A 25248-nucleotide genomic window follows, 5' to 3' on the forward strand; every position below is an offset into this window, starting at 1 on the left:
AAGGTATGATAAAGTGTGTATAAAAGCGTATCATATATGTTAAAATATATATATTAACATCGTCATAATAAAAAGTTAACACGTGTATCGAAGTGGGTGAAAACATGATTACAACATTGAACATACATAATTTTCGGTGTTTTCAGGATTTATCGGTGACTAAGTTGGCGCCGATTACGCTGCTGGGCGGACGGAATAATTCCGGGAAGTCTGCGATTTTAGAAGCTATTTTTTTGGCCTTCGGCTATCGAAGTGCGAATGTTTTTTTAGCCCTGGCCTCCGGCCGTAACGGAAATGGGCAGTTACAGGCGACGCCGGAACGGATTTGGAATCCCTTGTTTTTTAACTTTGAGAAAACGGATGAATTTTCTCTGTCAGTCGAACAAGATAACGGCAAAACATCGGTATTGACGATGCGGAAGGTTCCTGATGAAAACGTCAGCCTTGATATCAATAGTGGGGCTGTAACCGGGATTTTTAAGCAAGGCTATGCGCCGCAGGATTTGGATAGTCATTTTTTTGCCTTGGAGTACACCCATATCAGAGATAATAAGACGACTCGGGGACAATTCTCCTTTGAAAATACGCAGATTCGCTATGTATCTATGTCTGAAAAGCCGAAGAAAGATGATGCGGCTTTTGTGAAGGTCAGTTTTTATAAAAATCTGTATATGCTGGACAATGGCTCTGTTGCCGAAGGTGTTGGTAAGTTTATCTTAGACGGACGGAAGGGCGATTTATTGGACGTCTTACGCCTGTTCGATACACGAATTTCAGATATCATGACTTTGGTAGAAAACAACCTTCCTTATGTGTATGTTAGTTTAGAAGATGGCCTGAAAATGCCGATTACCTATATGGGCGATGGGATTAATAAGGTCCTTCATCTGCTGCTGCTCATCTTGACCAGCCCCAACGGGATTGTGCTGCTCGACGAAATCGAAAACGGATTCCATTACAGCGTCTATCCGAAGGTCTTAAGGGCCTTATACGAAGCAGCCTTGACCATCCATTGCCAATTGGTGATTACAACCCACAATTACGATATTTTGAGACAGTCGGCGGCGGTGATGAAAGAATTAAATCAGCTGGATTCTCTCTGCTATCAACGGATCAGCGTTTCTGATAAAGGGCGAAAAGCCTATGCCTTTTCCGGAGCTGAACTCGAATCTGCCTTAGATGCAGACTGGGAGGTGCGATGATATGCCGAAAAAGAGAGAACCTCTAAAGTTTATACCGGATATCCCGCATGTCATTTTGTGTGAAGGCCGAGATGAAGAACTTTTTTTGCGGTATTATATCGAATATCTTGTAGAGCGTCATATCGTCCCCGACACCTTTAATATCATCGATTTGGGTGGAAATGAAGACCTGCGAAAGAAATTGCGTAAGCGTAAGTTCCCATCCTCAATTCCATTCTTCGATAATTATGATCGTATGCGAGGTTTTCTGATTATACGAGATGCCGAATCCGATGCCGGTGGTGCAGCGCAGTCATTGCAGCACCATATGAATGAGGCTTTCGGAATTCATATTCAGCTAGACGGGCAATTTGTTCAAAACCCTGACGGCATTCGCTTTGGCTTTGTCCTCCTGCCGGGTAAAAATGCGGAGGGAGACTTTTGTGACGGTACCTTAGAAGACCTGTGCTGTCAGATTTTAAAAGAAAACCCTAATGAATTTTCAGGGGAAGATTTATTGACGCTATCTAATTCTTATTTAGATACAGTTGAACATGAACGGGGAACCTCTTTGCGGACAGCTCATAAAAATAAATTGCACGCCTATTTTTCGGGAACCGATCGCTTCGTAGGATTGAAGATTGGGGAAGCCGCTCGCGCACAGTGTTTTGACTTTTCAAGCCCGGTCCTTGATTTTCTGAAAGAGGCCCTCATAGAACTCTCTTCATCGGATGAAACATGAGAGCTGGCTATTCTGAATAGTTGATTTGAAATAGTATGTCGCGCCCCTTATGGGCGCGTGGATTGAAATACCCAAACCCTATCCATAGGGGAGCTAGCCCCCTAGTCGTGTCCTCATGGGTGCGTGGATTGAAACCGATATTCAACGGAAATTTTAGTCGTTACTGCGGTCGCGCCCCTCATGGGCGCGTGGATTGAAATGGCTCGGTGGTTATCGGCGAATTACAGGCCATGGCCGTGTCTTGCATCGAACAGAATAGATTATGACAGGACAAAGGAAAGACTTGCCTTTTGGATGGCAGGTCTTTTTTCTTTACCTCATTTTTTGTAAGTCCTTTTGTGTGCAGTGACATATTCTGTCAGGGCAGCCTTGTATAATGGAAAGAAAGCAGGGAACCCTTTCGCAGAGGTTGTTCTTTTGCCAAGGATGTAGGCTTGAGGAGAGGTGATTTGTATGGAAATGGAAATGAACGAGGAGAGACATCTTTCGTTGGTTAAGAGTGACGAAAAGTCGCGGGAGCCGGTTATCACGTCGGCTTCCGAAGAAATTGACGAAGCCGGTTCGATGGCAGCGGTCATGGCTGCGATTCATGAGCTGGAACAGGCTTTGTCCGGAGACGATGAGGCCGAGTGGCTCCCTTCCTTTCATCGCTTGACGTTCGTCATGGAAGCGGCATTGTCAGAGCAGGGAAAACGGCTCGATACCGTGTATGAAGGGGAAAAGGACCGACAGTTTGAATTTTTTTACCGGGGATTTGAGCAGATGTTGGAATCGGCCTTAGCCGACGATGTCGATGAGATCTTTGCCGGTTTGGATCGAATCTTGGATTACTTTGACGAGGAATGTTGCTTTAGAAATCGAGACGCCTTTGATCGATATTTTGATTCCAAGGACCGAAAAGGCTTTACCCTTTAGCGTGAAGGGCATGATAAAAAGGAGGTTGGGGCCATGTGGCCAATCGCGGCGCTGATAGTAGGGAAATTTATTTATGACTTGAATAAGGCCTGCAACATGGACGAAGATTCGCGTCGACGCATGATGAAGGCCTTTCAACGAGAAACGGAGGCCCGGCTGTTGGTGAGGCAGAAATCGCAGGAATTAGAGGCCGCCTTAGAGCGCATCGTTCAACGAAAATGGGGGACCCTTTCTAATTTTCGCCGCTTTGTGGATCTCTATCAGAAGATCATCGAAATCGATTTCCAAGCCGAGAAACGGAAGGGGGCATTAGCCCTTATCCCGTTGAAAAAAGACTACGTCGACTGTCTGCAGCGGATGGCCATCATTCCCAAGGGCCAATGTACCGATTCCGAGGTGATGATGTCCCTCTTGAAAGGCGGGTTGGGCCGGTCGCTGTTAGACGATGCCGAGCAGTTTCGTGCGGAGTCGGTGAAGCAGTTGCGGGCAGCCGGCGTGGTCTACGGTCAGGCGGAAAATATCGCCAAAGCCATCGATATCATGATCGGTCAATGCGAAACGATTTCTTCGGTCATCGCCGGGCTGAACCTGCTGCTGGCCAAAACGATTCGGACTTCCGAGGCCTTGATGGAAGCACGAGGCAGTGACCCGGATTGCTACACCCGGGAGGATCGGGACGTTTTGATGACCTGCATGAATGTAGTCGATGCTTTGAAAAGAATTGTCGATGCGCCGGTGGTGACGAGGGATGGCCAGCTTGCCCAAGAAATCATGACGACCATCCGCTTGGGGCAGGCATACGCCGAGGCTGTGAAAAAGACTGGTTAGGAGATGACGACGATGAAACGATTACGAATCGATGCGAAAAAATGTACGGGATGCGGGACGTGCCTCGCTTTTTCGGATTATATCGCCGAAGGCTCGGACGGCAAGGCCCGTGTAAAACATAACGGAAGAATCGAGGACCCAAAGGTTCTCACGGCGGCTCAGGAAATGGTCGAACTCTGTCCGGAACAGGCCATTCAGCTCCGCGATATTCAGGCGGCATCCTTACGCGACGTGGGAACACAAGGGGTGGTCGAACAGTTGAAAAAGGCCTTATCGAGTATCGAGATTCCCAGTCCGACGTCTTCCGACTATGACTTTGACAAGGAAAAATATGCCTTCGACATCGACTACGATTACTTAGACGGGACTCATTATTATGAATATAAGAGCAGTTCGGCTGCACGCGATGCCGCGTGGAACGAGTTTTATCGGAGAAATTATGCTCGCATCGAGCAATATGCCATGGAAGTCCTCAGCCAATATGGGGCCGACAAAATTGCGCCCTTCTTCGATGGGTCGGAACAAGGAATGTATGCCAAGTGGAATAAACAGTTCGAGGCCATTTTGCGGGACACGGCGGACCGCGTAGCCGACGCCTTGGGAGATCGTGACCTGCCGGAAGATTTTTGCACTTGGAACGTATTGCCGACGCAGTATATCGATTGCTTTAAAGACTATAATCCCATCAAATGGGGCGCCAAGGTTGACCAGACAATGAGACAGGACCCCTATGCCAATGAAGCCTGGTATAAACGGTGTATCGATACCGACGATATGGAACGAGTGGAAGCCGGCCGGATCTTCAAAGGAGTGCTGCACAACGTAACCCGGTATTGCTATGACTACGATGTGGGCATGGGCGGCGACTTTAAAAAGGATATCCTGGATACCATTTATTTGATGGATATGGATGAATATTACGAAGAAGTCCTGGGCTGGATCATCGACGATTATCGAAGGAACGTTGAAAAAATGATTGCCTCGAAATGTGAGGAATTGGAAGCGGCCCTCGGATAAGCGGCGGACTCTCCTAAGGCAAGGCATATTCATACTAAAAAAAGGAATGGACGAGAGTGAGAAATAGTAGCTCGCGTCCATTTTTTATGGTTGGAAAAATTAGGATTGCAGTACTAAGGGCGTTATGGATGCGGGGGCGTGGCGGGATGATATTATGATTTTAAGTAAAATGGTGCTATAATGAAATTAAAAGTACCGGGAAATAACCATTGAGCCCCGGAGATGATTGGAGCATAGGACGTCATATAAGTCTATGGCGGAAAGTATGCCGTGAAATAGTACGCAGTGCCAATGTATAGTGAACATCCTTTTTTGCGATTAAAAGCATTGATGAAAGCAGGGGAAATTTGAGTGAATCCCTGCATGAGTAAGAAAAAACGTGTCTGTGGGGCCTATCCCTATAGGTACAAACAAAAGAGACGGTAAAACCGTTCTTTTGCTGTCGCATCCCTTTGGGTGCGTGGATTGAAACGCGTTCGAGGTTGAGGAAGAAACAGAAACCCGTGGTCGCACCCTTTGGGGTGCGTGGATTGAAAAAACTGTTTGTCGCGCTCTGCAATCTGTGATTCCAGTCGCATCCTTTGGGGGCGTGGATTGAAACCATCGCCGGATATCGTCGGCAGAGACCCCGACCGTTGCACCTCTTTGGGGGCGTGGATTGAAACTTCATTTGTGAGATATCTTGCACCGTGTAGTATTGTCGCCCCCTTTTTTTGTGCGTGAATTGAAACAGCATCTTCTTAAATCAGGATCTTCTTCTTCGAGAGTCACACCCTCAGGGGTGCGTGGATTAGAACAATGGATACTTAGTATAGGAAAAGACGGCGCGTAATATGAATAAAAGAAGAACTATTTATATGGGGGAGCCATTAATGCGGCTTGCAGAAAGTGTATGGATTAAGACTCAGAATTGAGGGAGCAGTAGTGGAGATTGGTCAAAATATTAAGCATAATCGCGAACGTCTCAAATTATCTCAAGAGATGCTAGCGAAACTAATTGGAGTTACTCAGCAGGCTGTTGATCACTGGGAAAACGCCGGGATTATCCCTCGAGAAAAAAAGTTGAAAGAACTTATGAAAGTATTTCGGATATCAAGGGCCGAACTATTTGGCGAGCTTCAAAACAACGATGGTAAGGTTGTTTGCGTTCCCGGATCTGGAGAAATCGGAGCGAATCATATGAGTGTTACCGCTGACCGTTTACGAAAACTAAGGGAACAGCGTCAATTATCACAGGGGGAAGTAGCCGAAAAAATTGGTATCAGTCGCACTGCTTACGTTAAGTACGAAACTGGCGATACTAGTCCAGTGAGAAAGTTGAATGAACTGTCAAAATTGTTCGGTGTTTCCACTGACTATATAATGGGGCTATCGCCATTTCCAGTATCTAACGATGTAGATGGCAACCATGATATGAAGCGGATTCCCGTCATCAGCAGCGTTAAATATGGTCCGTTCGGATTTATTTATGAATACACTGGCAGCTACCTTTTAATAGACAATGCTGTTTACGGAGACATCCGTGCATGTCACTGTAAAGGCGATTCTATGAATGGTTTGGGAATCTTTGACGGCGATGTTGCTTTGATTAGAATTCAGTCTGATGTTGAAAACGGAGAAATAGCCTTGGTCACGATTAATGAAAATGAAGGGGTACTGAAACGTGTACATAAGAAAAATAATATAATTGTTCTAGAATCTGCCAATCCTAACTATCCATTAGGAATTTTTGCCGGCGCAGACGTGAATCAAATCCATGTCGTAGGTCGAGTTATTGAAGTCCGGAAACAATTTTGACGGTATCTTCATTGAGGGATGTAAATAATCTTTGACAGCGGCTATCTGTCGATAGAAGAGTGCGGAAATTTCCTCGAGTATGGATTGACATGTTATATAATGTTACTATTGTATCACTTACATTAAGTCGTACTTTACAGGTGTATGGATTGAAACAGCATGTACTGAAGCGCAAAACCAGCTTTACCATAGTCGCACCCTTGTGGGTGCGTGGATTGAAATATGTGGGAGACGATCAACATCGTCCGTAACATGGGGTCGCACCCCTTTGGGTGCGTGGATTGAAACTCTACGGCTTGCAACATCGCAACACAGATTATCGCAGTCGCCCCTCTGTGGGGGCGTGGATTGAAACATGAATGGCTATAGCACAACCGATACGACCCAGGGAGAACTTCTTCATGATGACGGGATTGGAAAGACACCAGACTTAGGATCTGGCGTCTTCGACATGGTCATAGGGGTGTGCATTAAATCTTATCTTGTAACAGCATATTTTTCTTATTTTACAGCTATTCCTAGAGGGCTGACTTTCGTTGACAGCTCTCTATTTGTCATGCTATAGTAAAAACGATATAATATAAGATATAGGTCAGGTGTCTCAGACTTAATAGAGAAGCCGGTTCAATGCCGGCGCGGTCCCGCCGCTGTGAGGTGGAGCCAGGCTGCATGATGTCACTGTACGTTTTGTATGGGAAGGCGCAGCTTTGGCCATGAAACCAAGCCAGAAGAACTGCCTGACGGATAATCACCGATAGACCTGCGAGCGATGGGAAGGAGATTGTACGGAGCATATTCGGGGACTGTCGTCTATACGACGGTCCTTTTATCTTTGCAGCCCTTATCTTGCAGGTCCTTACAGGAAAGGGGTTCATTCGTACCATGGAAGCGATGATCAATGGTTTTCAGTTGTTTCAGCAAGGCGGTCCGGTCATGTATCTGTTATTGGCCTGCTCCCTCTTTGCGGTGTATATTGGCATTGAGAGGGCCATGTTTTTTACCCAGATGGATGCCGGCAAGGCTTTTGCCAATCGTTTTTATACCTATATGAAAGTCCATAAGACGGAAGCGGCACGCTCTCTTGCAGCCGACAGTTCCGGCGGGCTGCCTCTCATTTTGACCGACGTTTTTGAAGGCCAGGGCGGTTCCGAATGGAAGGCCTTTGTGGAAATGCAGTCGGGGATTTTCATTTCCCGTCTGAAGAGTCACCTCTATTATCTGAGCGTCATCGTCACCTTGGCGCCGCTTTTGGGGCTCTTGGGGACGATCAGCGGCATGATCCGCGCCTTCAGCGTCTTCAATGTTCAATCGGGCCAGGCCATTGCCATTACGGGCGGTATCGGCGAAGCCCTCATTGCCACGGCGTTCGGCCTTTGCGTCGCTGTTTTGGCCTTAATCATTCATTCTTATTTTACGCAGCGCCTCGATCGGATCATTACCGACATGGAGCTGTGTTTTTCGGCGATGGAAACGATGGACCAGAAAGCAGGGCAGTGAGATGCGGCTACGTCAATTACGGGATTTTGAAAAGCCTTCCATCATGATCATCCCTATGATCGATATCATGTTTTTCCTCTTGGTCTTCTTCATGATGTCGTCTTTATCGATGGTGGACATGCACAGTTTAGGCGTCCAGCTGCCGGTGGCGGCTGAGGCAAAAGACGCGCCGTCATCTCAGTATGTCGTCACTTTGAAAAAAGACGGTACGCTGTGGCTTAACGGCAAGGCCGTCGATCGTGAGGCCCTCATGGCTTCGGCCCGGGCTCGGCAAGGGGAAGACAAGGATTTCAGCGTCATCCTCTATGCCGACCAAGACGTCGATTACGGCCGGGTCATGGCCGTGTTGGATGCCTTTAAGAAAGTCGGTGTGAACCGCATCGGCCTCGTCGCCGACAGTGGGGCTCAGCCGTGAGGTGGGGGAAGAAGAAGGGCCGCATTGCTGCCGGATTTTCCGTCTCCCTCCACGCCGCCGTCTATGTCGGCCTGGCTGCCGGCGGTTTCTTTACGGTCCTTCAGCACTATTCGCGTCAGCCTAACGTGACCGACGTCATGATTTATAATGCCGGAGATATGGCCGGTGCCGGCGGGAACGATGCCGATGGGATGGACGCTGTCAGCCGCGACGGAAGCGGCGATTACGATGAACAAGAAGTCGTATCCTCGACGCCGGATAAGGCTCCGAACGAAGAAGAAACGCCAACTGTCGACGTGACGCCCCTGACGTCGGACGCCCTTACGTATGCCGCCGCCAATCAGGAATCGCGACAGGAATCTTCCGATGAAAAAGGAAAGGCGGAAGCGGCGAGAATTTCCGGTCAGCCCGTTTCGTCTCCTGAGGGAAAAACGTCAGGACCGCGTCACCATCATGGTAAGACCGGACCTTCGGGCAGGCGGGCAGCCGGGCTCGGGACGAATGATCCCATGGCGCCGTCCGGTTCGATTCACGTTCCAGGCAAAGTTGCCGATTTCCTCGACAGCGTCAAGGCCTTACTCCCTAACAAGTTATCGGAAGCCCGAGCAAATGAACCGAAAGAGCCCACCATTCCTCCGGTGAAGGTCCTTCAATCAAATACAACCATCATTACCGCCAAGGAGATGGACGAACACCGCGATGCCTCGGTCCAGCAGGCCCTGCAGCGCGTCCCCGGCGTTACTATCAATGAAATGGTGCCGGGCATTTCTTCTTTCGTCAAGTTAAATGGCGACGACCGGGTCTTGATCCTCGTCGACGGTCAGAGTCTGGCCAATGCCCAGGGTTCCGGCTACGGACGGGGGAGCGTCGATCTGGCCAACCTTCCCGGCGTCGGTTCTATCGAACGCATCGAAGTCACCAAGGGCAGCGGTTCCGTCCGTTACGGCAGCGGGGCTGTGGGCGGCGTCATCAACATCGTCACCAAAAAGGGCGATCACAATGAGTCGTCCCTCGACGCCTACACCGGCTCCTGGGGCATGCACGGTTACACCCTGACCAACAGCGGCCGTTCCGGCAAGACCGGTTGGCTCATCAGCGGCGACATGGAGCGGCGAAAGTATTACGCCTTTCCGGGTGGCCTCAATGCCGACAAATCCCGCGGCGATATTAACAAAGAGTCCTTGTCCCTGCGCCTCGATCAGGAATTGACCGACGACACGTCGTTGACCTTTAAGGCTTACCATCAGGATTACCGTGGCCACGGTTCGACCTTCCTTGCTTCTTATTCGTCGTCGTTGCCGAAAGCCCTGCAAAAAGAACGCCTCTCGGGCTGGTACCTCAGTGCCAATAAGCCCATCGAGCGGCTCATCAATAATTACAGCCTTACGTATAACTTTAAGAAAAATGAGGCTCAGCCCGGTTTTCTGCGTTATTTCAACGACTACCAGCGGACCTATTGGACCAATCATTATTTTACCCGCACCCAGGGCCTGGAATGGCAGAACAACTGGCAGCTCGGCGGCCATCACGTCACGGCCGGCGCCGAATGGACGGAAGACATGGGGACCAATTACGAGGCTAATTACATCGACAAGAAGCGCCATAACCTGGCATTTTACGCCGAAGACGCCATGACTTTCGGCAAATTGACGGTCACGCCGGGCCTCCGTTTGGACGACAACAGTACCTACGGGGTCCACCAGACGCCGCGATTGGCTATGAATTACAAGGCCAACGACGACTTCAACGTCTATGCGTCGTGGAGCCGCGTCTTTTCGCCGCCGCGCCTCAATGACCAGTTCTACCTGACGACGTCCCGCGGCAAGATCACCTCCATGGGCAACGAAGATTTGCAGCCGGAAGAAGGCTACACCCAGACCCTGGGCTTCCAGTACCGCATGGGCCCCAAGACACTTCTCGAAGGCAGCGTCTTCCACAGCGATTTAGAGAACGTCATTCGCTGGAATCGGTCCGTCACGCCGCGGGAACCGGAAAACCTCAATGAAGAAGATAAACGGGGCTTTGAACTATCCCTCAAACAGACTATCAACGACAAGTGGGATTATGAATTGGGCTATTCCTACATCCATACCAAGGTCGATACCGGCGAGGGACTGGCCTATGACGAAACGTACAACCAGCCCAACGGCTATCGGGCCGGCTTCCATTACCATCAGGGCAAATGGCAGGCCAACGTCGATGTGACCGCCGGTACGGGGCGTAACGACACCTATTACAGCAACAATTCCTACGTCGTCTGGAACGGCAGCGCGTCCTATTCGCCCGACGAAAATACGACGATTTACGTCAAAGCGGCCAACATCAACAACGCCAGCTACGATTTATACCATAATTATCCGGCTGCCGGCCGAAACTGGCAGGTCGGTATCCGTCAGAAATTCTAGGAGGGGGCTTTTACTGTGAAAAAATTTGGCTTATGTCTGCTCGTCCTTTGTCTGTTTCTCCTGGCTGGCTGCGGTCCTCAGGGGACGCCTTCACAGAGTGCGTCCGGGGAACATTACGCCGTCATCACCGACGACCGGGGAAAATCCGTAACCCTGCCGCAAAAGCCGCAGCGAGTCGTCGTCTTGTCGACGTCGCTCTTAAACTTTGCCGATGCCCTCGACGGCAGTCTCGTCGGACGGGCAGCCGTCAAATCGGAAGACGCAGCCTTACCTGAAAAGTATAAAGACGTGCCCGACGTGGGCCCGGTCTACAGCGTCAGTCTTGAAAAAGTGACGGCCCTTCAGCCCGACGTCGTCATCGGCAGTACGGACCATCATGAAAAATTAGCGGCCCAGCTCGAAGACAGCGGCATTCCCGTCATCTTGCTGCGCACCAAGACCTACGACGACGTCAAACATAATTTGGATGTCATGGGCAAGGTCTACGGCAAAGAAGATCAGGCCGCTGCCGTCGATGAAAAGCTCGATAAGGAAATCAAGGCCATCACCGATGCCGTGCCCAAAGACGGTCAGCGCGTGGCCATCATCCATGCCACACCCAGTGCCGTGTCGTTGGAACTTCCGACCAGCATTGCCGGCGGTATTGCCGAACTGCTTCATCTGCAGAACGTCGTCTCGCCGTCGACGGCCGGCGGCGACAATAACCGCATTCCTTACAGCATGGAAAGTCTCGTCGAAGCCAATCCCGACGTCATCTTCCTGACCTCCATGGGATCGTCGGACAAGATCGAAAAAAGGGTCAAGAGCGACATCGAAAGCAATCCGGCCTGGGCCTCCTTGAAAGCCGTCCAGTCGGGCCGTTTCTACGTCCTGCCCGAACGCTACTTCCTCCTCAATCCCGGCCTCGATTACCCCAAGGCCGTGGGTTATATGGCAAACTTAGTCTACCCGGGAGTGGTGCCTCATGAATAGATTCTTTCAGCGCCGGGAACGAACCGGTTGGCGCTGGCTCATGCTCCTCGTCTTCGCCGTCTTGGCGGTGCTCGGCCTCTTACTGTCGGTCATGCAGGGGGCGGCGGCCATTTCGGCGTCGGACGTCATCCGCAGCCTGTGGCAGCCGGGAGGGGGAACGGCTGACCAGATCATCTGGAATATTCGCCTGCCGCGAACTCTGGTAGGGGCTTTGGTCGGGGCTAATCTGGCCTTGTCGGGAGCAATCTTACAGGCCGTCATGCGAAATCCCCTGGCCGACCCGCACATCATCGGCATCTCGTCCGGTGCCGGCCTCTTCGGCCTCATCGTCCTCATCATCGTCCCGTCGTACGCCTTTTTGATGACGCCCGTCTCCTTTGTCGGCGCCATGGCCGCTGCCGGGGCCATCTACCTCTTGGCCTGGAAGGACGGCATCAAGGTCGTGCGCATCATCTTGGCCGGCGTCGCCGTATCGGCCTTCCTGGGAGCCATCATCTCAGGGATCCTCGTCTTTTACAGTGACCGTGTCCACGGCGCTCTCTTGTGGATGGTCGGAGGACTGGCGGCCAGCAGCTGGAAAGACGTTTACGTCATTACGCCCTATGCTGCGGCCGGCTTTGTCTTGGCCTTTATCGGGGCGTACTACCTGAACCTTCTCCAGCTCGGAGAAGACATGGCCCACAGCCTGGGCCTCAACGTCGAACGAGCCCGTCTGGGCCTTACGGCCATTGCAGCCCTTCTCGCAGCCAGTGCCGTCAGCGTCGCCGGCCTCTTAGGTTTCGTCGGCCTCATCGTGCCGCACATGGTGCGCCTCTTAGTCGGCACCGACTACCGCTATATCATTCCCGGCGCAGCTCTCTTTGGGGCGGCTACGGTGACCTTGAGCGATACGGCGGCTCGGCTCCTCTTGGCGCCGGCCGAACTTCCCGTGGGCATCATCATCGCGTCCTTGGGAGCACCTTTTTTCCTGTTTCTCCTGCGAAAGGAAGTGTAAGCCGTGGATGCCATTACCATTCGCAAACTCGTCGTCGAACGGGGCGGCAAGACCATCCTTCACGACATGACGGCGTCCCTTCCGAAGGGCAAGATTACGGCCATCGTCGGTCCCAATGGCTGCGGCAAGAGTACCTTACTCAAGGCCGTGAACTGCATGATTCCCGTATCCGGAGGTTCTATCGAAGTGTCCGGCCGCGACGTCCGGTCCTTTTCACGTAAAGCCTTGTCGCGGGAAATCGCCTTTTTGACTCAGACCCATGACCTTCCGCAAGATGTTCCCGTAGCCGACTTAGTCGCCATGGGGCGTTTTCCCTATCGAAAGCTCTTGTCGCCGCTGACGAAGGACGATCAGGCAGCCATCAACAGGGCCATCGAAGCCGTCGGCCTTCAGGGCTATGAAAAAAGGGCCATGCAGCACCTCTCCGGCGGCGAACAGCAGCGGGCCTGGCTGGCCGTACTATTGGCTCAGGATGCGCCTATCCTCTTACTCGATGAGCCGACGACGTACCTTGACGTCCGCCATCAGCTGCGCATTTTAAAGCTTCTCCGCGACATCAATGAAAATTGGGGGAAGACCGTCGTCATCGTCCTTCACGACATGAACCAGGCCTACCAATACGCCGATGAAGTCGTTATCATGAAAGAGGGAAGCCTCGTTTCGACAGGGAAGCCTCACGACGTCCTGACGCCGGCTATGCTGCGCCATGTCTTTGCTATCGATGCCGAAATCGTAAGGACAAAAGACGGACGGCCCCTCATCGTTCCCATCGACTGTCTGCCCGACGACGATGGGGAATAGAAATTTCGAAAAGGAGAAGACCATGGATTTATTTACCATTAAAGACGGAAAGAAACTTCGCTGCGGCTATACGACCGGGTCCTGTGCGGCGGCAGCGGCTAAGGCAGCGGCGGTCATGGTCCTCACGGGAAAGCGCGTCGATGCCGTAGCCCTCACGACGCCAAAAGGGGAGGTGCTCCACCTGCAGCCCGAAGAGATCTCCTTCGGACCGGGGAAGGTGACCTGCGCCATCCGCAAAGAAAGCGGTGACGATCCCGATATTACCGACGGCATCTTGGTTTTTGCCACCGTTGAAAAAACGGGCGACGCCATGGTCGTTGCCGGCGGTCCCGGTATCGGCAAGGTGACCAAACCGGGCTTGGCCTGCGCCGTCGGCGAATGGGCCATCAACCCCGTGCCCCGGCGCATGATTGAAGAGGCCCTTTCGGATGCTGCTAAAGAATGCGGTTACACGGGCGGCCTCAAGCTGACCCTGTCCATTCCAGGCGGCGACGTCTTAGCGCAAAAGACCTTTAATCCGCGTCTCGGCATCGTCGGCGGCCTGTCCATTTTAGGGACGTCGGGCATCGTCGATCCCATGAGCGAACAGGCCCTGGTCGACACGATCCATACCGAAATGGATTCGCGCCGGGCTGCCGGAGAGTCTCATCTCTTAGCCTTTTTTGGCAACTACGGCGTCGACTTCAGCCGCGATGAACTCGGCATCGACGTCCGTCAGCGGGTGACCATCAGCAACTACGTCGGCGAAATGCTGGACTACGCCGTCTATAAGGGGTTCTCCGACGTCCTCCTCATCGGCCATATCGGGAAATTGATCAAAGTAGCTCAAGGCATTATGAATACCCATTCCCGCTATGCCGACGGCCGGACGACGCTCCTGGCGCTGGAAGCCGTCTTCGCCGGCGCCTCCCGCGACCTAGCCCGGGAAATTTACGACAGCCTGACTACCGATGAAGCCGTCCGGATTCTCTCTGAAGCCCAGCTTTTGACGCCGGTCATGGAAGCCGTCTGCCAAAAAATCGATCACTATCTGGAGGCCCGCACCCACGGCGCTATCCGTACCGGGGCCGTCTTATTCTCTAACGTCTACGGCGTCCTCGGTTATACATCACAGGCCAAAGACTTATTGGCCGTCCATCAGAAGGGGGAAGTTCGATGATACATTTTGTCGGTGCCGGTCCCGGTGCTGTCGATCTCATTACGGTCCGCGGCAAGACTTTGCTGGAACAGGCCGATCAAATCATTTACGCCGGGTCCCTGGTTAACCCGGAATTACTGACCTATGCCAAAGCGGACTGCGTCATCTTGGACAGTGCGTCCATGACCTTAGAAGACGTCATCGCCGCTATGGAAACGGCCGAAAAACTGGGCTGGATGACGGTCCGCCTGCACACGGGGGATCCCTCGGTCTACGGAGCCATCCGTGAACAAATGGACATCCTCGCTGAAAAAAATATCGCCTTCGACGTCGTTCCCGGCGTCAGCTCTTTTTGCGGCGCCGCTGCAGCTCTCAAGGCCGAATACACCTTGCCGGGCATCAGCCAATCGGTCATCATCACCCGCATGGAAGGGCGGACGCCCGTTCCCGATAAGCAGAAAATCGCCGACTACGCCGCTCATCAGGCGACGATGGTCATCTTCCTCAGCGCCTCGCTCTTAGACGGCCTGCAAAAGGAACTCATGAATGGCGGTTACGACGGCGATACGCCGGCAGCCATCGTCTACAAGGCCTCCTGGCCCGATGAAAAAGTCTATCCCTGCACGGTGGCGACCCTTGCTGAAACGGCCCGCCAGCACGGCGTTTCTAAGACGGCCCTCATCGTCGTCGGACGGGTCCTCGAAGGTCCTTACGACCGAAGCCTCCTGTACCATCCGGCCTTTACCCACGGATGCCGACAGGCTGAGCCCGCATCGCAGCAGTACGGCGACCACTTTAAAAAGAACCCTTCAAAGTAAGGACGGCGTCCTCTAAAATCAGCTATCTCTATGTTCCGAGTGATTCCAAAAGATGATCGCTCGGAATTTTTTATGCGTAAGCGATGATATGGCAGCCACAAGGCCGATTGCCGGCAGGGTATAAAAAAACGACCTCCTACGGATAGCCGGCGAAGGCTAAGCTTAGAAGATCGTTTCTGTTGGGAGCAAGAGCCGTCTTCAGGACCGCTTCATGTAGAGCAGGGGATAGGCATTTCCCTGTTCGTCGAATTCCGTCCGCTTGTAGACGATAAAACCCAAGTGTTCATAAAAGCCGCGGGCTAAGGGATTCTCTTCATTGACGGCCAAGTCGTTGACGCCGTACTGTTCGATGCCGTAGCCGAGGAGGGCCGAGCCGATACCGCGGCTGCGGTATTCGTCGGCTACAAAGAGCATTTCTACCTTTTTATCGTCAATTCCTAAAAATCCCAATGGGCTGCCGCCGTCGTCTTTGGCGATGATCAGCTTCGGTACGACGGCCAGGGCCTGGGGGACGAAGGCTTTGATGGCTTCGATGGCGCCGGGCGGTAAAAAGAGATGGGTCGCGCGGACGGAGCTTTCCCAGACGGCCAGCAGTTTTTCGATGACGTCGGGCGTCCGTTCCGTAAGTTCGATGATAGTCAAGGTGTGCCTCCTGAGAGTTTCATGACCTCTTTCGGGTGAGGTCCCTGCGTTGTGGGCAAGGGCAAGGATTAGTCGTCTGCCGGATCGTCTTCGTCGTCGTTATATTCCGGCAGGAGGTCGCTGGTATAGACCCGCTTTCCCGACGTGACTTCGTCGTAAAAATTCTGTTTCCAGCCGATGTAATCGATGGATTCCTGGATTTCCTGTTGTTTTTCCTTTAAGATGGACAGCTTCTTATCGAGCATGATCTTGCGGACGGGGATGGAATCGGGTCCTTGCAGGCAGTAGGCCAGGTACTGCTTCATTTCTTCGATGGTCATGCCGCACTTTTTCAGGCAGGTCAGGCTCTTGATCCAGGCGATGTCGTGGTCGTCGAAGACGCGGCGGTTGTTGTCCGACCGCTTGACGTTGGGCACGAGACCCGTATTGCAGTAATATTTCAGGGTTTCATAAGGAAGGCCCGTCTGCTCACAGGCTTCTTTCATACCATAGAGTTTCTTCGATGATGCCGCCATGACAGCGGCCACCTCCTTTGCATGCCTTTTCAGATGAGAAAGGCCTATTTCTGATTTGCGTACCACTGGAAGAGGGCTTGGGTGCCGCAGTCTTCCATGCCGTCAGAGGCCAATTGGTCGTAGAGCTTTTTAGCCAGGGTCAGGCCCGGCAGGTCGAGGTTCATTTCAGCCGCCGATTCGAGGGCGATGCGCATGTCTTTGATGAAGTGCTTAATGAAAAATCCAGGAGCCGTATCGCCTTTGATCATCCGCGGTGCCAAATTGGCCAGGGACCAGGAACCGGCAGCGCCCGACGACAGGGTAGCGATGACTTTTTCCGGATCGAGGCCGCTTTTTTGCGCGTAGGCAATGGCTTCACAGACGCCCATCATGTTGGACGCAATGGCAATCTGGTTGCTCATCTTGGCGTACTGGCCGCTGCCGGCGGGGCCGAAGTAGGTAAGGGTCTTGCCCATGGCTGAAAAGACAGTATTCATATCCTTAAAAGCAGCTTCGTCGCCGCCGACCATGATGGCCAGGGTCCCGTTTTTGGCGCCGACGTCACCGCCGGAGACGGGAGCATCGAGGGCGTCGATACCCAAGGATTTGGCTTTGTGATAAATTTCTTTGGCAAGAGCCGGGCTGGACGTCGTCATGTCGATGACCGTGCCGCCTTTTTTCCCCTTCAAGATACCTTTATCGCCTAAATAGACTTCTTCGACGTCTTTGGGATAGCCGACGATGGAAATGACGACGTCCGACGCAGCCGCTACATCTGACGGCGATTCAAACCACTGGCAGCCTTCGGCGATGAGGGCCTCGGCCTTGCTTTTGGTACGAGTGTAGATGTTGACCGGAAAACCGGCTTTGAGCAAATTGCGGATCATGCCCGTTCCCATGACGCCGGTTCCGATGAATCCGATTGTTGTATTCATAGATACCACCTCCAATGATATGCATGTTCTTATTATAGCATAAATAGTTTTAATATAGATATGGCAGATAAGAATCGATGGCCGCTGTAATCTTGACAAAAAGAGTATCCTTCTGCTATACTTATCCCGTAATAAAATAGCGAAGGGGAGTAACCTTCCAGCTGTCCATCAACATCGTGCCGTAATTGACCGGCTGGTGGCAGCATTGCTGATGCAATAGGTGAGACTTTCGCATGATACCAGTTTGACTGATACCATGCGGGAGTCTCTTTTGTTTTATTCACAGAAAGTAGGAGAAGAATATGGAATTATTATCAATGCAATTTTTTACGGCTTTAGGAACGATCATTCTGCTGGACATCCTTCTCGGCGGCGACAATGCCGTCGTCATCGCCATGGCAGCCAATAAGCTGTCGCCGGCGCTGCGCAAAAAGGCCATCCTCATCGGTACGGCCGGTGCCGTCATCATCCGCCTGATCATGACCTTCATCGCCGTCTGGCTGCTGACCATTCCGTATCTGCAGGTCATCGGCGGCCTGATCCTGCTGCCCATTGCCGTCAAGCTCCTCGTTCCGGAAGAACACCACGACGACGTCAAGGCTTCGGATAACCTCATGGGCGCCATCAAGACCATCATCATCGCCGACGCCGCCATGGGTGTCGACAACGTCCTGGCCATTGCCGGCGCATCTCACGGCAGCTTCCTCTTGGTCGCTATCGGCTTCTTAGTCAGTATCCCCATCATCGTCGGCGGCAGCACCATCATCGGCCGCCTCATGGACCGCTTCCCGGTCATCCTCTACGCCGGTGCCGGCCTCCTCGGATGGACGGCAGGTTCCATGATCGGTCACGACAAAATCTTGGGCCCCATGATTCAGTCCTCCGTCGGGTCTTGGGCTCCCTTGGCCATCCAAATTTTCCTGGCGGTCGGCGTCATCGCCGTCGGTTTAGTCCTGAGCCGCAGTGTAACGGCCAAAGCCCAAGGCTAAGCGTGCTTTCTCGCTTCGTATCCGTAGGGCGGACAAGTCGGTCGTTTGATTTCTGACCGTCCCTGTGTTAAAATAGCCTTAATTTATTAAGGAACTGCAATCTATGAATGAAGAGAGGTAATGATAATGAAAACGTGGAAAATCTTTGGTCTCACCCTGGCTTTGACGGCGGCAGCTACGGCAGCATTTGCCTCCGTTCCCCAGTCGGCCCTTCGCATCGGCGGCATTCCCTTCGATGCGGAAAGCTCGGTCATCCGCTCGATGTACGGCATGCCGACTAAGGTCGACGTTCACATGGAAAAAGAACGGGCGACAGAAGATACGGAATATGAATATGGAAACTCCGTATCCATCGACTTAAAATACGACCGCGTCCATCAGATTGAAGTCTCGGCCAATAACGGCTGGGAAACGGCTGACGGCGTTCGCGTCGGCATGGATATCGCCGAAGTAGAAACCATTTACGGCGAACCCGATGCCATCCGTGACGATCATTACATCTATTATGTCACCGGAAGGTCTGATCTCGGCATCGACATCGAAGTCGAAAATAACCGCGTCGAAGAAATTACCGTCGGAAGACTCGATAAGTAAGATTGTATACCATGACACCAGCTCTTTACCGGGGCTGGTGTTTTTTTGCGTAACGGCTCTCCTTAGAGCCGGTTACGACGGGCAGTTCACACCTGTTGTTCGACGAGTGAAGGCATTTCACCTTGAACAGATTGAGAAAGGGGGAGGGAAAAATCGGGATGCCCTTTAATAAAGAGAATCACTGATTGATGATCTTACGCGGGAAACTTTGGCTCGCAGCGTCAAAAAAAGCCCGCCGATGAACATCGACGAGCTTTTGAAATAGATGGATGTCTTATAAATCGGTGAAGACCGTCAGGTCGTCCGGAATGTAGAGGTTGCCGTCGTAATACTTTCGGCCTTCTTCGCCATAGCGTTCCTTACGATGGGCCAGGTCGCTGTCTTCCGTATGGTAGAGGATGACGTTTTGGACGTCCAGGCGCTGGGCCAATTCACAGGCGTCTTTGACGGTAGAATGATTCTTTTCGTAAGGGTGGAAGATGGCTTCGTCGGCATCGAGGCAGAAGGCTTCGTGGAGGAGCCACTTGCTGCCTTTGACGTAGTCTTCTTCCCAGGGCTGACACGGTTCGTCACCGCAGCAGGTCAGGCGGCCGTCAGCCAGTTCCATGGCAAAACCGAACTGCTTGGCCTTGGTCGAACGGATATCGAAGAAGGTGACGTCATGGCCGATGAGGCTGTGTGTATCGCCGTCTTCGACGGTGATCAGATGGAGCTTGTCATCAAGGTAGCGGCTGTCCTTAGAAGACAGGAGGGACGTCGCCATGGAGCGCAGGAGGCCGATGACTTCGTCGTGGGCATAGATCGTGGCTTCGCCGTTGTAGGTGCCGCGCCGCCAGGATTGGCACATCATGCGCATGAGCCAGATGATGCCCAGGATGTGGTCGATGTGCTTGTGGGTGACGAAGACCGTCCGCATGTCCTGCCAGCGAAGATTGGCCTTTTCCAGCTGCTGCAGGAGGCCGTTTCCGCCGCCTCCGTCGACGAGGAGGTACTGGCCCTTTTCTTCTAAGACGAAACAGGTGTTATAGCATTGGGTAACGGTAGCGTTGCCCGTGCCCAAGATAGTAAGATTCATGACAGGCTCCCTTCTAATCAAAAAAGTACCGTATTAATATAACAAATTTCGCCGAATGTGTAAATGGTTACACCTTTATACGGGCCGGGTTTTTGACGGTATAGCTAAAAATTTCCGTGGTGAGGGAAATTTATCATCGCGGTGTCGTCGATCCGGAAAAGGTCGCCGCCATCGAAAAAGAAGTTCAAATTACGGAACTATAAAAAAATAGTGAAACAGCATGAGCTCTACGACACAGGGCTTTCGATAATATCAAGTTATCGGAAGCCCTGTTTTATTATATAACCAAGCCTCAACTCATCTTCCGGAAGCCATCCTTACTTGCAGTTTCCCTTAAAAATCCGTATACTAAAGACACACAAAAAAAGATACGCAACCAGGGAATAGCCGTCTTTTAGCGGTCCCCTACTTGCGTCCCATGAGATGATTACGACATGAAGCGTGCCAAAAGGGCACAGGGAGGTTATACTATGAAATATTTCATCGCGTCAGATATTCACGGCTCGGCCTATTACTGCCGCCGTCTCCTCGAGGCCTATGAACGAGAAGGGGCCGACCGCTTTGTTCTCCTCGGAGACATCCTCTATCACGGACCGCGCAACGACCTTCCCAAGGACTATAATCCCAAAGAAGTCTTTGCCATGCTGAACGAAAAGAAGGATGCCATCCTCTGCGTCCGCGGCAACTGCGACAGCGAAGTCGACCAGATGGTCTTGGAATTTCCCATCATGGCGCCCTATGCCATCTTGACCCAGGGGAAACTCGTCGTCTATGCGACCCACGGCGACCACTATAATACCCATCGCCTGCCGCCGCTCCAGAAGGGCGACATCCTGCTCCACGGCCATACTCATCTGCCGGTCTGGGAACCCTTTGGCCGGGATAATTACTACCTCAATCCCGGTTCGGCCTCGCTCCCGAAAGACAGCAATCCGAACAGTTATCTCGTCTGGGAAAATCAGACCTTCACCTGGAAAGACATGGACGGCCAGGCCTTCCACGAGCTGGTCTTATAAGGAACCGGGGAAAGGGCCGAGGCGATCTTTCAAGTAGGTTCGGAACAAGGCTGCCGTTCGGGTATTCTCCGAGACCGGGAAGGCGTGAGAACCGAATTGGCGGACGGCCATGATGCCCATGAGGGAATTAGTAAGAAAACACTCGTCAAAGGAAGGAATCTCATCGGGACGGATAGCTCTTTCGACGACGTCATAGCGATGACAGACGTAGGCGCGGACAATGCCCGGCAAGAGTCCGGCCTCGATGGGCGGCGTATAAAGCTGCCCATTTTTTATGAAGAACAGGTTGCTCACAGCCCCTTCGGCAAGGTCGCCTTTCGTATTGCAGAAAATCGGCTCGTCGATACCTCGTTTTGTGGCCTGCCGTTTGGCCACGATGGAATCGCCGTAATTAAAGGTCTTATGATATACGAAGGGCGAACTTTCGTTGCGGCAGATGTCCGACAGGGCCAGGACGAATCCCGGTCGGGACGGCAGATGTTCATACGGATTGGCACGGGATGTGAAGCACACATTGTTATCGGAAGCTAAGATCTTTACCACACCCCTATCAGTCCCCAGCTCTTTCACATAAGCTTCAAACGATTCCTTCCAATCAAGGGGAAGGGCGATTCCCAGCCAGGCGAGGGTTCGGAGTAACCTTTTTTCATGGGCTTCCAACCAAATAGGTTGTCCATTTACAAGCGACAGGGTTTCAAAGGCGCCGAGGCCGAACTGATAGCCGTCATCAAAGGTAAGGTTCATAGTAAAAGTTTTCCCCTTTCAAGGCTGTGAGCAGGGCCTTGGCTTTCTGCCAGATTTCTTCATACTCAAAGTCCCGGTCCGACTCGACCGTAATGCCGCCGCCGACGCCGATATAGTAGGTGTCTCCTTGGTGGACGGCCGTGCGGATAACGATGTTGAGATCGCAATTTCCGTCGAGGGATAAATACCCGATGGTCCCGGTGTAGAGCTGACGGCGGCCGGCTTCCAGTTCGTCGATGATTTCCATGGCCCGCTTCTTGGGCGCTCCCGTAATGGATCCGCCGGGAAAGAGGGCCGTCAGGGCGTCGATGGCAGTCTGGTCCGGGCGAAGGATGCCGGTGACGCTGGCAACTAAGTGGAAGACCGAGGCGTAGTCTTCGACGGAAAATAAGGTCGGTACCGTGACGCTGCCGGGCTGGCAGACTTTGTGGAGGTCGTTTCGTTCGAGGTCGACAATCATCAAAAGTTCGCTGCGGTCTTTTTGTGAAGCTGCCAATTCTTTACGAAGGGCGGCATCTTCAGCCGCCGTCTCACCTCGGCGTCGGGTGCCCTTGATGGGTCGCGTTTCGATATGGCGCCCTTCGATGTGAAGGAGACGCTCCATGGAAGAACTGATGATCTGGTACGAGCCGTACTGCAAATACGCTCCGAAGGGCGACGGATTATCCCGGCGCAGACGGGAAAAGAAGGTGTACGGCGGGCAAGGGCTGTCGACGGTCAGGGTGCTGGTGAAGTTAGTGACGTAGACGTCGCCGGAGACGAGGTAGGTCATCAATTTCCGCAGGGCCAGGGCGTATTCATCAGGCGTGCAGTCCGGCCGGATTCCCATAGGATAGGTTTCGGTCAGGGACGGAGCCGTGAAGGCTGCCATGCGCTGTCGGATGAGATTTTCCATTCGCGCCCAAAGTTCCGGTGCCGCTTCCGTTTGGCCGTTGGCAATGAACCAAAGGCTGTGGTCTTTCAAGTCTTCGATGATGAAAAAATCGTAAAAGACCCATTTCATGTCGGCCATGGCGGTTTTTGGCGTGTGCCGCGAAACTACGCCATTCTGCTTCATGCCGTAGTCATAGGTGACGTAGCCGATGGCTCCCGATGTCAGGGGCAGGTCGCTGTAATTTTTCCGGTGATGCCGCCCTAAGTAGGCCTTGAGGTAGGCTTCAGCCGTTCCCGGATGGTACTTGCCGTCGACGCGAAGGCGCCCCTTTTCGACGGAAACCGTATGATAGGGAATGAGGCCGATAATGGCGTATTGGCCAAGACTGTTTTCCTGGGAAGAATCGAGGAAGGCCGCATCGGGTTCATCGGCAAAGAGGGAAAAGATTTGGCTGGCCGTATAAGGCAGGTTCGAACGGCGGATATAGGGTTCAGTCATGGCCAGGGCCTCCTTCTTCCGCACGGCGGCAAAAGGCTTGGATCAAATCGGAGCCGTGTTCCGAGAGCAGGGCTTCGGGGTGGAACTGCAGGCCAAAGAGGGGCCGTTTTTTATGAGACAGAGCCATGACGGCGCCGTCGTCACTGACAGCGTCGACGCGATAAGCCGGAGGCAGGCTGCTTTTTTGGACGACCAGGGAATGGTAGCGGGTCACGGAAAAGGTCTTGGGCAGGCCTTTGAATAAGCCCTTTCCGTCGTGATGAATGGCCGTCACCTTGCCGTGCATCGGCTTTTTGCCGCGGGTAACGGAAGCACCGGCGGCATAGGCCAGGACCTCCATGCCGAGACAAATGCCGAGGAGGGGAATCGTATCTTCGAATTCCCGCACGATGGCCAGAGACTGCCAGGCATCGGACGGCCCCTTGGGACCGGGAGAAATGATGATGCCTTCGGGCTTCATGGCGGCGATTTCTCCGAGACCGAGGGCATCGCAGGGGCGGACCTCGACGTCGCGTCCCGTTTCAGCGACCAGGTCGGCCAGATTATAAGTGAATGAGTCATGATTATCGACGATAAGATACATAATGCCTCCTTATATGAAAAAATGGACAACGACGGCAGCCCCAAAGGGGTACAGTCGTTATCCATAAAGGTCCGTAAACTGCAGAAGAGGAAGCTCCCTCTTCATTTAGTATACCATAATCCTGAATTATTTCGAAGTTTTTTTGTATATAAAATAATCTATACGAAATGTATCATTTCAAGTATACTAAAAGAAAAACGGAAATGAGGGATATATATGCGAATCTTACAGGAAACATTACGGGCCGCCATTGCCCAGGCCTCGCCGGTCATGTTCGACAAAAAGGCGACGCTGGAAAAAGTCGTGTCACAAATCGAAGAAGCCGGACGAAACGGCGCCCAGCTCATCGTCTTTCCCGAGTCCTTGGTGCCCTGCTACCCCTACGGCCTGACCTTCGGCTTTACCGTCGGCAGTCGTTCCGAAGCCGAACGGGCCGACTGGAAGCGCTACTACGAAGCGTCTGTCGTCGTCAGCCGTGATTTGAAAGGCGTTGCCGCAGCCGCCAAGGCCTTTGGCATCTACGTCAGCTTAGGCATTACCGAACGGGATGAAACGACGTACTCCCTTTATTGCAGCAACGTCATCTTCGGGCCCGACGGAACTTTAGCCGCCCATCACCGGAAGATTAAACCCACCGGCGCCGAACGCTATATCTGGGCCGATTCCCACGTCCCGTCGACGTATTTTCCCATCGTCCAGACGCCGTGGGGACCCATGGGATCCCTCATTTGCTGGGAAAATTACATGCCTCTGGCCCGGACGGCCCTCTACCAAAAGGGCGTCAGCCTGTATCTGGCCCCTAACACCAACGACAATCCCGAATGGCAGGACACGATCAAGCACATCGCCATCGAAGGCCACTGCTACGTCTTCAACGTCGACCAGTACTTTACGAAAGACATGTATCCCTCCGATTTAGTGGAAAAGGGAGCCGTCGACAAATTAAGCGACAATACCTGCCGCGGCGGCAGCTGCATCATCGACCCCTGCGGCCATTACCTCACCGAACCCGTTTGGGATAAGGAAGCCATCATCTATGCCGACCTTGATATGAATCAAGTCGCCCTGCGCCATATGGAATTCGACGCCGCCGGCCATTACAGCCGTCCCGATATCCTCGAACTCATCGTCCACGACTAAAGGAAAATCACGCCATCGTAAGCTGTTTCAGACATGATAAAACGCCGTTAAACAAGATGATTCTCGTTTAACGGCATTTTCTATACGCGCCCGTAACCGGCAGCAAGGGAGGCGGGGCGTGCCGGTTACGGGCGCGTATAGAAA

Annotated in this window: 25 protein-coding genes and 1 riboswitch; of the genes, 18 read left to right on the top strand and 7 right to left on the bottom strand. The window is 52.6% G+C overall.

Translation table 11 applies throughout. The features are described 5' to 3' along the window. Nucleotides 1-104 precede the first annotated feature (104 nt). From A0U42_RS09500 to cobM, 14 genes are all read left to right on the top strand, one after another. Complete coding sequence (locus A0U42_RS09500) at nucleotides 105-1202, top strand: ATP/GTP-binding protein (protein ID WP_083122510.1); 1098 nt, start codon at nucleotides 105-107, stop codon at nucleotides 1200-1202. A gap of 1 nt (nucleotide 1203) precedes the next feature. Beyond that, nucleotides 1204-1923 (top strand): DUF3226 domain-containing protein, encoded by a 720-nt coding sequence (locus tag A0U42_RS09505; RefSeq protein WP_065360773.1) that lies wholly within the window; start codon nucleotides 1204-1206, stop codon nucleotides 1921-1923. A 453-nt stretch (nucleotides 1924-2376) separates the two neighbouring features. Continuing rightward, nucleotides 2377-2838, top strand: coding sequence for a hypothetical protein (locus A0U42_RS09510; RefSeq protein ID WP_065360774.1), 462 nt, complete (start codon nucleotides 2377-2379; stop codon nucleotides 2836-2838). Between the two features lie 33 nt (nucleotides 2839-2871). Next, entirely contained in the window at nucleotides 2872-3666 is a 795-nt protein-coding gene (locus tag A0U42_RS09515; protein WP_065360775.1) for a hypothetical protein, read from the top strand. Between the two features lie 12 nt (nucleotides 3667-3678). Further along, entirely contained in the window at nucleotides 3679-4683 is a 1005-nt protein-coding gene (locus tag A0U42_RS09520; RefSeq protein ID WP_065360776.1) for a ferredoxin, read from the top strand. Nucleotides 4684-5607: 924 nt separating this feature from the next. Beyond that, nucleotides 5608-6480, top strand: a complete 873-nt coding sequence (locus tag A0U42_RS09525) for a helix-turn-helix domain-containing protein (protein ID WP_176698862.1) — start codon at nucleotides 5608-5610, stop codon at nucleotides 6478-6480. A 577-nt stretch (nucleotides 6481-7057) separates the two neighbouring features. Beyond that, a riboswitch (cobalamin riboswitch) is annotated at nucleotides 7058-7236 on the top strand. A gap of 126 nt (nucleotides 7237-7362) precedes the next feature. Further along, nucleotides 7363-7977 carry a MotA/TolQ/ExbB proton channel family protein gene (locus tag A0U42_RS09530; RefSeq protein WP_065360778.1) on the top strand — a complete coding sequence of 205 codons (615 nt, stop codon included), beginning with the start codon at nucleotides 7363-7365 and terminating at the stop codon, nucleotides 7975-7977. A gap of 1 nt (nucleotide 7978) precedes the next feature. After that, entirely contained in the window at nucleotides 7979-8392 is a 414-nt protein-coding gene (locus A0U42_RS09535; protein WP_065360779.1) for a biopolymer transporter ExbD, read from the top strand. Beyond that, nucleotides 8389-10797 carry a TonB-dependent receptor domain-containing protein gene (locus A0U42_RS09540; RefSeq protein WP_065360780.1) on the top strand — a complete coding sequence of 803 codons (2409 nt, stop codon included), beginning with the start codon at nucleotides 8389-8391 and terminating at the stop codon, nucleotides 10795-10797. Before A0U42_RS09535 ends, A0U42_RS09540 begins: the two co-directional genes overlap by 4 nt. A 15-nt stretch (nucleotides 10798-10812) precedes the next feature. After that, on the top strand, nucleotides 10813-11769 hold the full coding sequence (locus A0U42_RS09545) for an ABC transporter substrate-binding protein (protein ID WP_065360781.1): 957 nt from the start codon (nucleotides 10813-10815) through the stop codon (nucleotides 11767-11769). Next, entirely contained in the window at nucleotides 11762-12763 is a 1002-nt protein-coding gene (locus tag A0U42_RS09550; RefSeq protein WP_065360782.1) for an iron ABC transporter permease, read from the top strand. Before A0U42_RS09545 ends, A0U42_RS09550 begins: the two co-directional genes overlap by 8 nt. 3 nt (nucleotides 12764-12766) lie before the next feature. Further along, entirely contained in the window at nucleotides 12767-13564 is a 798-nt protein-coding gene (locus A0U42_RS09555) for an ABC transporter ATP-binding protein (RefSeq protein WP_065360783.1), read from the top strand. Between the two features lie 22 nt (nucleotides 13565-13586). After that, the gene (gene cbiD, locus A0U42_RS09560) at nucleotides 13587-14723 is read left to right on the top strand and encodes a cobalt-precorrin-5B (C(1))-methyltransferase CbiD (RefSeq protein WP_065360784.1); all 1137 of its coding nucleotides are present in this window, start codon (nucleotides 13587-13589) and stop codon (nucleotides 14721-14723) included. Next, nucleotides 14720-15520 (top strand): precorrin-4 C(11)-methyltransferase, encoded by an 801-nt coding sequence (gene cobM, locus A0U42_RS09565; RefSeq protein WP_065360785.1) that lies wholly within the window; start codon nucleotides 14720-14722, stop codon nucleotides 15518-15520. Before cbiD ends, cobM begins: the two co-directional genes overlap by 4 nt. Before the next feature lie 198 nt (nucleotides 15521-15718). Here cobM and A0U42_RS09570 read toward each other — a convergent pair whose 3' ends face one another. The 3 genes from A0U42_RS09570 to A0U42_RS09580 form a co-directional block, all read right to left on the bottom strand. After that, the gene (locus A0U42_RS09570) at nucleotides 15719-16162 is read right to left on the bottom strand and encodes a GNAT family N-acetyltransferase (RefSeq protein ID WP_065360786.1); all 444 of its coding nucleotides are present in this window, start codon (nucleotides 16160-16162) and stop codon (nucleotides 15719-15721) included. Nucleotides 16163-16230: 68 nt separating this feature from the next. Beyond that, nucleotides 16231-16677 (bottom strand): MerR family transcriptional regulator, encoded by a 447-nt coding sequence (locus tag A0U42_RS09575; RefSeq protein WP_065360787.1) that lies wholly within the window; start codon nucleotides 16675-16677, stop codon nucleotides 16231-16233. A 44-nt stretch (nucleotides 16678-16721) separates the two neighbouring features. Next, entirely contained in the window at nucleotides 16722-17591 is an 870-nt protein-coding gene (locus tag A0U42_RS09580) for an NAD(P)-dependent oxidoreductase (protein ID WP_065360788.1), read from the bottom strand. A gap of 302 nt (nucleotides 17592-17893) precedes the next feature. Between A0U42_RS09580 and A0U42_RS09585 the strand changes: the two genes are divergently transcribed. Continuing rightward, a complete protein-coding gene (locus A0U42_RS09585) occupies nucleotides 17894-18580 on the top strand; it encodes a TerC family protein (protein ID WP_065360789.1) in 687 nt (228 codons plus the stop codon). 126 nt (nucleotides 18581-18706) lie between these two features. Next, on the top strand, nucleotides 18707-19174 hold the full coding sequence (locus tag A0U42_RS09590; protein WP_083122514.1) for a hypothetical protein: 468 nt from the start codon (nucleotides 18707-18709) through the stop codon (nucleotides 19172-19174). A gap of 274 nt (nucleotides 19175-19448) precedes the next feature. Here the strand turns inward: A0U42_RS09590 and A0U42_RS09595 are convergent, their stop codons facing one another. Further along, the gene (locus A0U42_RS09595) at nucleotides 19449-20249 is read right to left on the bottom strand and encodes an MBL fold metallo-hydrolase (protein WP_065360791.1); all 801 of its coding nucleotides are present in this window, start codon (nucleotides 20247-20249) and stop codon (nucleotides 19449-19451) included. A 470-nt stretch (nucleotides 20250-20719) separates the two neighbouring features. On the opposite strand from A0U42_RS09595, the gene yfcE reads away from it, so the two are divergent. After that, a complete protein-coding gene (gene yfcE / locus A0U42_RS09600; protein WP_065360792.1) occupies nucleotides 20720-21265 on the top strand; it encodes a phosphodiesterase in 546 nt (181 codons plus the stop codon). On the opposite strand, the gene A0U42_RS09605 is transcribed toward yfcE, so the two are convergent. From A0U42_RS09605 to A0U42_RS09615, 3 genes are read right to left on the bottom strand one after another with little or no spacing between them, the layout of a single operon-like run. After that, nucleotides 21260-22009: an aminotransferase class IV gene (locus A0U42_RS09605; protein ID WP_065360793.1), complete on the bottom strand. Its 750-nt coding sequence runs from the start codon at nucleotides 22007-22009 to the stop codon at nucleotides 21260-21262. The genes yfcE and A0U42_RS09605 overlap by 6 nt on opposite strands. Next, nucleotides 21993-23381, bottom strand: a complete 1389-nt coding sequence (pabB, locus tag A0U42_RS09610; protein WP_065360794.1) for an aminodeoxychorismate synthase component I — start codon at nucleotides 23379-23381, stop codon at nucleotides 21993-21995. The genes A0U42_RS09605 and pabB overlap by 17 nt, the downstream gene beginning before the upstream one ends. Next, nucleotides 23374-23964 carry an aminodeoxychorismate/anthranilate synthase component II gene (locus A0U42_RS09615; protein WP_065360795.1) on the bottom strand — a complete coding sequence of 197 codons (591 nt, stop codon included), beginning with the start codon at nucleotides 23962-23964 and terminating at the stop codon, nucleotides 23374-23376. Before A0U42_RS09615 ends, pabB begins: the two co-directional genes overlap by 8 nt. A gap of 216 nt (nucleotides 23965-24180) precedes the next feature. Between A0U42_RS09615 and A0U42_RS09620 the strand changes: the two genes are divergently transcribed. Continuing rightward, a complete protein-coding gene (locus A0U42_RS09620) occupies nucleotides 24181-25104 on the top strand; it encodes a carbon-nitrogen hydrolase family protein (protein WP_065360796.1) in 924 nt (307 codons plus the stop codon). The last annotated feature ends 144 nt before the right edge of the window (nucleotides 25105-25248 follow it).

This window comes from Megasphaera sp. DISK 18, assembly GCF_001682955.1.
Classification (GTDB): domain Bacteria; phylum Bacillota; class Negativicutes; order Veillonellales; family Megasphaeraceae; genus Megasphaera; species Megasphaera massiliensis.

What these genes read in the sequence shown, in the direction of transcription:
- A0U42_RS09550 (WP_065360782.1), top strand. Translation starts at nt 11,762, where the DNA reads ATGAATAGATTCTTTCAGCGCCGGGAACGAACCGGTTGGCGCTGGCTC.
- A0U42_RS09585 (WP_065360789.1), top strand. Translation starts at nt 17,894, where the DNA reads ATGGAATTATTATCAATGCAATTTTTTACGGCTTTAGGAACGATCATT.
- yfcE (WP_065360792.1), top strand. Translation starts at nt 20,720, where the DNA reads ATGAAATATTTCATCGCGTCAGATATTCACGGCTCGGCCTATTACTGC.
- A0U42_RS09520 (WP_065360776.1), top strand. Translation starts at nt 3,679, where the DNA reads ATGAAACGATTACGAATCGATGCGAAAAAATGTACGGGATGCGGGACG.
- A0U42_RS09590 (WP_083122514.1), top strand. Translation starts at nt 18,707, where the DNA reads ATGAAAACGTGGAAAATCTTTGGTCTCACCCTGGCTTTGACGGCGGCA.
- A0U42_RS09505 (WP_065360773.1), top strand. Translation starts at nt 1,204, where the DNA reads ATGCCGAAAAAGAGAGAACCTCTAAAGTTTATACCGGATATCCCGCAT.
- A0U42_RS09620 (WP_065360796.1), top strand. Translation starts at nt 24,181, where the DNA reads ATGCGAATCTTACAGGAAACATTACGGGCCGCCATTGCCCAGGCCTCG.
- pabB (WP_065360794.1), bottom strand. Translation starts at nt 23,381, where the DNA reads ATGACTGAACCCTATATCCGCCGTTCGAACCTGCCTTATACGGCCAGC.
- A0U42_RS09515 (WP_065360775.1), top strand. Translation starts at nt 2,872, where the DNA reads ATGTGGCCAATCGCGGCGCTGATAGTAGGGAAATTTATTTATGACTTG.
- A0U42_RS09595 (WP_065360791.1), bottom strand. Translation starts at nt 20,249, where the DNA reads ATGAATCTTACTATCTTGGGCACGGGCAACGCTACCGTTACCCAATGC.
- cobM (WP_065360785.1), top strand. Translation starts at nt 14,720, where the DNA reads ATGATACATTTTGTCGGTGCCGGTCCCGGTGCTGTCGATCTCATTACG.
- cbiD (WP_065360784.1), top strand. Translation starts at nt 13,587, where the DNA reads ATGGATTTATTTACCATTAAAGACGGAAAGAAACTTCGCTGCGGCTAT.
- A0U42_RS09575 (WP_065360787.1), bottom strand. Translation starts at nt 16,677, where the DNA reads ATGGCGGCATCATCGAAGAAACTCTATGGTATGAAAGAAGCCTGTGAG.
- A0U42_RS09500 (WP_083122510.1), top strand. Translation starts at nt 105, where the DNA reads ATGATTACAACATTGAACATACATAATTTTCGGTGTTTTCAGGATTTA.
- A0U42_RS09615 (WP_065360795.1), bottom strand. Translation starts at nt 23,964, where the DNA reads ATGTATCTTATCGTCGATAATCATGACTCATTCACTTATAATCTGGCC.
- A0U42_RS09605 (WP_065360793.1), bottom strand. Translation starts at nt 22,009, where the DNA reads ATGAACCTTACCTTTGATGACGGCTATCAGTTCGGCCTCGGCGCCTTT.
- A0U42_RS09530 (WP_065360778.1), top strand. Translation starts at nt 7,363, where the DNA reads ATGGAAGCGATGATCAATGGTTTTCAGTTGTTTCAGCAAGGCGGTCCG.
- A0U42_RS09535 (WP_065360779.1), top strand. Translation starts at nt 7,979, where the DNA reads ATGCGGCTACGTCAATTACGGGATTTTGAAAAGCCTTCCATCATGATC.
- A0U42_RS09580 (WP_065360788.1), bottom strand. Translation starts at nt 17,591, where the DNA reads ATGAATACAACAATCGGATTCATCGGAACCGGCGTCATGGGAACGGGC.
- A0U42_RS09510 (WP_065360774.1), top strand. Translation starts at nt 2,377, where the DNA reads ATGGAAATGGAAATGAACGAGGAGAGACATCTTTCGTTGGTTAAGAGT.